We start from the raw sequence: 6139 nt of genomic DNA, 5'->3' as shown, positions 1-6139 counted from the left end.
TAAGTTGAGGATAAACTATCATGAGCAAAAGGCTGCACCATCTGGTGTAGCCCTTTGTTTAAGTGGGTTGCATGATTCATCCGGTGCATCTGCTTGATGGTGTACTTGGGGGGCGAGCAAAGAGCATACATGGGTGTTCTTGTTGTTGTATGAGCATGCCTAGCTAGGCATGCTTCCCTCTGGCGGTTTAATTCTTGTTGTAAAGATAGACTGAAATTTCTCAGCCATGTGTCGACCCATTCCGTTCAACATAGGTAGCGTGTTGTTCATGACTCTTTTGGAATGTGTGTGGGGCGTTAAAAAGAGCAGGGGGGGATCTGCTTTTACACAGCAGTCTGCTGGGTAAAAGCACGGTTTGTTTATCGGTTTGTGGTGGGGTTGGTCTTATTTGAAGGTGCATCAGATTAAAAAAGCAGGCCGAAAGGCCTGCTTTTTCTATTTTTTTATGCGAACGCGTCTGTCAATGAGGGGGGAGGCCCGCCCAAATTGATCCCCTGTTGTTGGCGTTGGTAGGCGTCGGCGACGCGACTACCTTCTGGAAATTGCCTAACTGGGTTGGTCGCATAGATTTTACGTGCTACACGGGTTACCTCGTTGCGAACCTGCTCCATTTCGCTGGAAGAGGGAGGTGTCGGCATAATTTGGTTAAATGCCTGTTTCCCACTCTGCGCAGCTTGCTTCGCGGCTTGGCTGGTCTGGCGGCTGATGAACTCTTGCACCTGCTGCTGTCCAGATTTACCGTTTCCCTGTGCAACTTGGACTTTCGGGCTACGTGCAACCTGTTGCGACTGTGTTGAACCTTGTACTCCTGTGGGCATGTTTTGGATGGTATTCATTGATCTCGTCCTTCACCTGAGGACCGTAATCTCTCACCTTCCATGGGGGCCACGGCCCTTTATAGGTACTTATCCATCCAGGATCTTTATGAGGTTCTTTTCGGCTTCCTAGGGAAGAGCATTAATCTTTTTTTAAAATTAGGTGATTTTTTTTTAATTTTTCTTGGCCCATGGCGCAGAGAAAAGCCATGGAGGGTAGACAGCAACCTATGGTAAGGGCACCATGGATTTCGTAAAAAAGTAGACCTTGCTTTCGTATCGATGCCATTGCAGCACATTATTTAGTGGGACTGTATGCACGACTATCTTGTTCTGATTACCCTGACTTCGGGTATTTCTGTAGGACTGGCTTTATTGTTAAGACGGTTTGGCTTGCCGTTGTTGGTCGGGTATGTCCTGGCAGGGATGGTTGTCTCAGGTACCTTTAATTTTAGGTATGACCAATCTGGCTTACTTAGAGAAGTCGCTGAGATGGGAGTCGTCTTTCTGCTCTTTACGGTTGGTTTGGAATTTTCCATGACCCGCCTGAAGCAGATGCGCCGTCTGGTCTTTGTCGTTGGGGGCTTGCAGGTGCTCCTAACGACATTGGTCGTCTACTTTACCGCGGTATCGATCTATGCCATGCCCACCTCAGCCTCATTGATCATTGGCTTGAGTTTGGCGCTCTCCTCGACAGCCATTGTGTTAAAGACACTCTATGAGAATAAAGATATTGGCAAACCCTATGGTCAGGTCACGGTAGGTGTACTGCTGTTTCAGGAAATTAGTGTTGTTCCCATACTATTGCTGGTGGGGTTTTTGGGTATCAGTACCCATGCATCGGTCCCTCTGCTTATTCTTGAAACGGTGTTAGGTGCTGTTATCGCCTTTGGGGTCATCTATCTCATCGGACGCTATGGGGTTACCCGTCTGCTTGCCGCGGTCAGTGATATGCGTTCTCAAGAGGCCTTTGTTGCCTCTATTCTCATGTTGGTAGTCTCGGCCTCGTTATTGACCCACGCCTTGGGGTTTTCTTATGCGTTAGGTGCCTTGTTGGCGGGTATGATGCTCGCAGAAACCAAATTTAAGCACCAAGTTGAGGCTGACTTGGTGCCTTTTAGAGATCTGTTATTAGGGGTCTTCTTTATTACAGTGGGTATGCAGGTGGACCTGCAGTTTGCCATGCAGCAGTTCCACTGGATTATACTCGCAACACTATTATTGGTGGTGTTGAAAACAGCACTGACCTTTGCGGTTGTGCGCCTTTCTGGTACCCGTGAAGTGGCCCTTAAGACCGCATTGGCGATCTCTCAGGGGGGTGGGTTCTCCTTTGCTATTTTAGAGCTTGCGTTACGTTTAAAGCTTATTGAGCCATTGGTGCATCAGTTTACCGTTGCCACCCTGGTGTGCTCCATGTTGATCGCTCCTTTTATCTTAAGGGGTATCCATCGTGATGCGGGTCATCTGGCCAAAGATGCTGGGGCAGATGATCCCGTAACTCCACATGCAGGTCATGAGCATAATCGCTTGGTGGTCTGTGGTTATGATCGCTGTGTTCCCATTACTTTGGAGAAAAATCATCTGGTGGTTTGTGGTTATGGGCCGGTTGGGCAGGAGGTGGTGGCACAGCTCGATCAGTCTGGGTATCCCTATGTCTGTATTGAGCATCAACAGTCGTTGGTCGGGCAGGGGGTGGATCGGGGGCATGCTGTCATTTTTGGTAATGCAGCGCAGGAGCATATATTAAAAATGGCCTGTGTTGGGGATGCGGCGGCGGTTATTTTGACCATTGGTGATGAAAAGAGCAAACGGCTGGTGGGTAAAGCGGTTGCCCGTGTGTGTGATAATCCGGTTATTGTGACCACGGCAACCCATGAGGGAGAGGCTCAAATGCTTAGTGAACTACCGATCAAAGCCATGGTCAACTACCCTAAAGAGACGGCCCGTATGTTATTAGGGCACGCACTTAGCTGCGAAATTCATCCGGACTCAATGGGAACGTGGATCCAAGATCTGCATGAATCTACAGATAAATCCACTTCTGCATCTAAACCCATTTCTAGGATAATGAAACAAAAAAAGAGTCTACATGACGTGGTGAAGCCCCCCCTCTGAGGGCGACGATTGGATAGTTTTTATTAATCACTTATACAGTTTTATTTTATTTTATAAAAAGATGAGGTTGTGTAGTATGGCGGGCTGGCATGCACACTGTCACCTGCGTTGCCAGCGTCGGGGGCATCAACCACAAGGTGTAATGGGTTATGAAAGCTTTTAAATTAATGAGTGCCCTGTTTATGGCCGCGATGATTATCGGCCTGTTTTGGGTTGGCACCAGTACTGGTGCGCGCATGGCCATGGATGGGTTAGCCTCTGATCATCATGGGGCAACAGCCTTAGGTATGCTGCAAGTGGCGCTTTCGATCATTATGCCGTTATTTGCCTTATGGATGTCACTGTCCATAGCTAAAGTGATGATTGCACGCTGTAAGCGTAAAGGTGGTAAGGCTGGGCTGGATTGTCTACTGCACGAAGATTAATCAAGGAGCCCGTTGGGGCTTTTAGGGTATAAAACGGGATGATCTTTGGATCGTCCCGTTTTCTTTTGAGGGATGTTGCCCAGGTTTGGTATCTTCATGCCTTTCTGACCTTTACTTTGAAATGAATGACCCTATGACTGAACCGCTTTCAGGCCCTGTTTTTATCTTGGACCGTCCCGCCCATGGCGGAAATATTGGTGCGGCGCTACGGGCGATGACCAATATGGGTTTTACCCATTTGCGGTTGGTCAATCCGCGTTTTTTCCCCCACCCTGATGTTGAAGCTTGGGCGGCGGGTACGGCCCATTTGGTTGAGACGATCCAGGTTTATGACTCCCTGGATGCGGCGACGGCAGACCTTAACCACTTGGTTGCTGTCACTCGGCGTGCACGGGGGCAGCGGCATCAAGTGATGACCCCTCATGAATTAGGGGTTCGTCTGGATCCCAACCATCAATCTCCTATAAGTCGTGTGGGTATTCTCTTTGGGACCGAACGGACTGGTCTTGAAACGATTGATGTAGAGCGGTGTCATTGGATCTGTACCATCCCGACACAGGGTGAGAAGGGGTCGTTAAACCTCTCTCAGGCGGTCATGGTTGTTGCGTATGAATTGATGGGTGGGCAAGGGTTAGGCGAGGTCCCGGTACATGATCCACATCGTGATGATGTCTTGGCGACCCAAGAAGATATGGGACGCTTTTTTGAACATTTGCAAACGGTATTGATGCAGATTGATTTCATTCAACCAGATCGCTATAAGCAGATGATGGGTACCTTAAAAGCTCTTTTTAATCGAGCTGCATTAGATCGGCGGGAAATTACCATTTTACGGGGTGTTCTGACAGAGGTGATCAACCATTGCGAACGCAAGATCTCGGCTTTAAAACGCTAATCCAACTGGCTGAAGCGCCCACCGCCATGGAACGCAGCTACCCCTTACATGCCAGTGCCAATGAAGCCTTGGCCATGTGGGAAGGTCGAGTGGGGGAGATATTTACCTTCCACTATGGTTCGCAGTTCTATCGTGGACGTCTGGAAGCGGGGCAAAAAACCGTACGTCTGTTTGAGACCATGGCCTATTCACCTGAACCCCCGGCACCACGGCTGTTGATGCAAGGGATGCCCAATCGGGAGCGGTTTTTGTGGATTATAGAAAAAGCTGTAGAGCTTGGGGCGACAGAGATTTATCCGATCAAGACGGAAAAATCCTACCAAGAAGAGGCCCCTTCTTTAAAAAAACAAGGGGGATGGGGGCGTATTATTCGCCGTGCAGCGCGGCAGTGTCGGCGGGCTATTTTACCCACTGTGGGTGATCCGGTTACGCTTGAGCAGGCGATAACCTTATCAGCGTGCCCAAACCGCTTCTATCTGGACCGTGGGGAGATGCCACTTCAAGGGGTTGGGTTGTGTGGTGGAATAGAGATATTCGTTGGTCCTGAAGGGGGGTGGGGGCAAGAAGATCTGGTGCATTTTAAGCAGAACAAGATCCTCTCCCGAAATTTAGGTCCAAGGCTCCTGCGTACGGAGACAGCAGCTATCACAGCCCTCTCCTGGTTGGCTTCAGCAGACAACCCTTTACATCCCACCAAGGCTGGGAAATAATCGCTCCTTTGGTGGTACAAATTCTGGATGCTTTTCCAGTCTCTTTTAATCGTTTAAAAACCTTCATAGCAAGGAGCTTAATATGTCCTGGAACGGAAGCGGCGGAGACCAAGGTCCTTGGGGCCAGCGTCCCCAAAACCCGCAACAGCCCGATCTGGAGCAGATTCTACGTGCTGCCAAAGAGAAATTTGGTGGTGGTGGTGGTGGCAATCTTCCCGGTGGAAAGATGAGCCTGCTGTTTATCCTTGGTGTCGTCATACTTGGGTGGATGGCCACCGGTATTTATGTGGTTGCACTGGATGAGCAAGCAGTTATTACCCGTTTTGGCAAATATGTCGAAACAACAGAACCTGGTCCGCATCTCCATTTGCCTTGGCCGATCGAGACTGTTGAAGCCAAGCCTAAAGTGACGATCATTCAGAGTACTTCTGTTGGTTTGCCCAGTAACTTCAGGGGCTCACGTGGTGCTAAGGATGAGTCGAAAATGTTGACCGGTGATGAAAACATCGTCGATATCAACATGATCGTTCAGTTTAAAATTAAGGATGCTGCAGACTATCTGTTTAAGATCGTGCATGAGCGTGGTGATCCTTCGCTGGTGGTTCGTCGTGCTGCAGAAGCGGCAATTCGTGAGATCGTTGGTAAGAACAAGATTGATGAAGTTCTGACCAGTGGTAAAGAGCGTATTCAGAGCGAAACCGAGGTGCTTGTTCAGGAGATTCTCGATAAATATCGCTCTGGGCTTGAGGTCACCAAGGTGCAGTTGAAACAGGTTCAACCACCAGATCAGGTTGTACAATCCTTTAAAGATGTGGCCAGTGCTCGAGAAGATAAAGTACGTAAAACCAACGAAGCTGAAGGTTATCGTGCAGATATCTTACCTAAAGCCAAGGGTGATGCTGTTCGTATGATTAACGAAGCTGAAGCCTACAAGCAGTCTAAAGTGGCACGGGCTAAAGGTGATGTTGCTCGCTTTAATTCGCTCTATACCGCTTATCGGGATGCCAAGGATGTTACACGGACACGTCTCTACCTAGAAACAATGGAAGAGGTTATGTCGCGTGCAAACAAGGTGATCTTGGATCCAGACGCCGCCAAAGGTGTGCTTCCCCACCTGCCTTTAGACTCTCGAATTTTCGGGACCTCTAAACCGCAACCAGCTCAGCGATGAGGAGGGCA

General features: G+C 49.1%; 6 protein-coding genes. 5 read left to right on the top strand and 1 reads right to left on the bottom strand.

From position 1 onward, the window contains the following. Positions 1-443: 443 nt before the first annotated feature. A complete protein-coding gene (locus V5T57_RS19630; RefSeq protein ID WP_332892967.1) occupies positions 444-836 on the bottom strand; it encodes a hypothetical protein in 393 nt (130 codons plus the stop codon). A 294-nt stretch (positions 837-1130) separates the two neighbouring features. Here V5T57_RS19630 and V5T57_RS19625 point away from each other — a divergent pair, with 294 nt between their 5' ends. The 5 genes from V5T57_RS19625 to hflK all read left to right on the top strand — a co-directional run bounded on the left by V5T57_RS19625 (position 1131) and on the right by hflK (position 6131). Then, on the top strand, positions 1131-2930 hold the full coding sequence (locus tag V5T57_RS19625; RefSeq protein WP_332892966.1) for a cation:proton antiporter: 1800 nt from the start codon (positions 1131-1133) through the stop codon (positions 2928-2930). Between the two features lie 149 nt (positions 2931-3079). After that, positions 3080-3355, top strand: a complete 276-nt coding sequence (locus V5T57_RS19620) for a hypothetical protein (RefSeq protein ID WP_332892965.1) — start codon at positions 3080-3082, stop codon at positions 3353-3355. A 133-nt stretch (positions 3356-3488) separates the two neighbouring features. Then, complete coding sequence (locus V5T57_RS19615; protein WP_332892964.1) at positions 3489-4250, top strand: RNA methyltransferase; 762 nt, start codon at positions 3489-3491, stop codon at positions 4248-4250. Continuing rightward, positions 4217-4960, top strand: a complete 744-nt coding sequence (locus V5T57_RS19610) for an RsmE family RNA methyltransferase (RefSeq protein ID WP_332892963.1) — start codon at positions 4217-4219, stop codon at positions 4958-4960. Before V5T57_RS19615 ends, V5T57_RS19610 begins: the two co-directional genes overlap by 34 nt. An 82-nt stretch (positions 4961-5042) precedes the next feature. Continuing rightward, complete coding sequence (hflK, locus tag V5T57_RS19605) at positions 5043-6131, top strand: FtsH protease activity modulator HflK (protein ID WP_332892962.1); 1089 nt, start codon at positions 5043-5045, stop codon at positions 6129-6131. The last annotated feature ends 8 nt before the right edge of the window (positions 6132-6139 follow it).

The sequence above is a fragment of the Magnetococcus sp. PR-3 genome (genome assembly GCF_036689865.1).
Taxonomy (GTDB): Bacteria; Pseudomonadota; Magnetococcia; order Magnetococcales; family Magnetococcaceae; genus Magnetococcus.
This window is presented reverse-complemented; position numbering and strand designations above follow the sequence as displayed.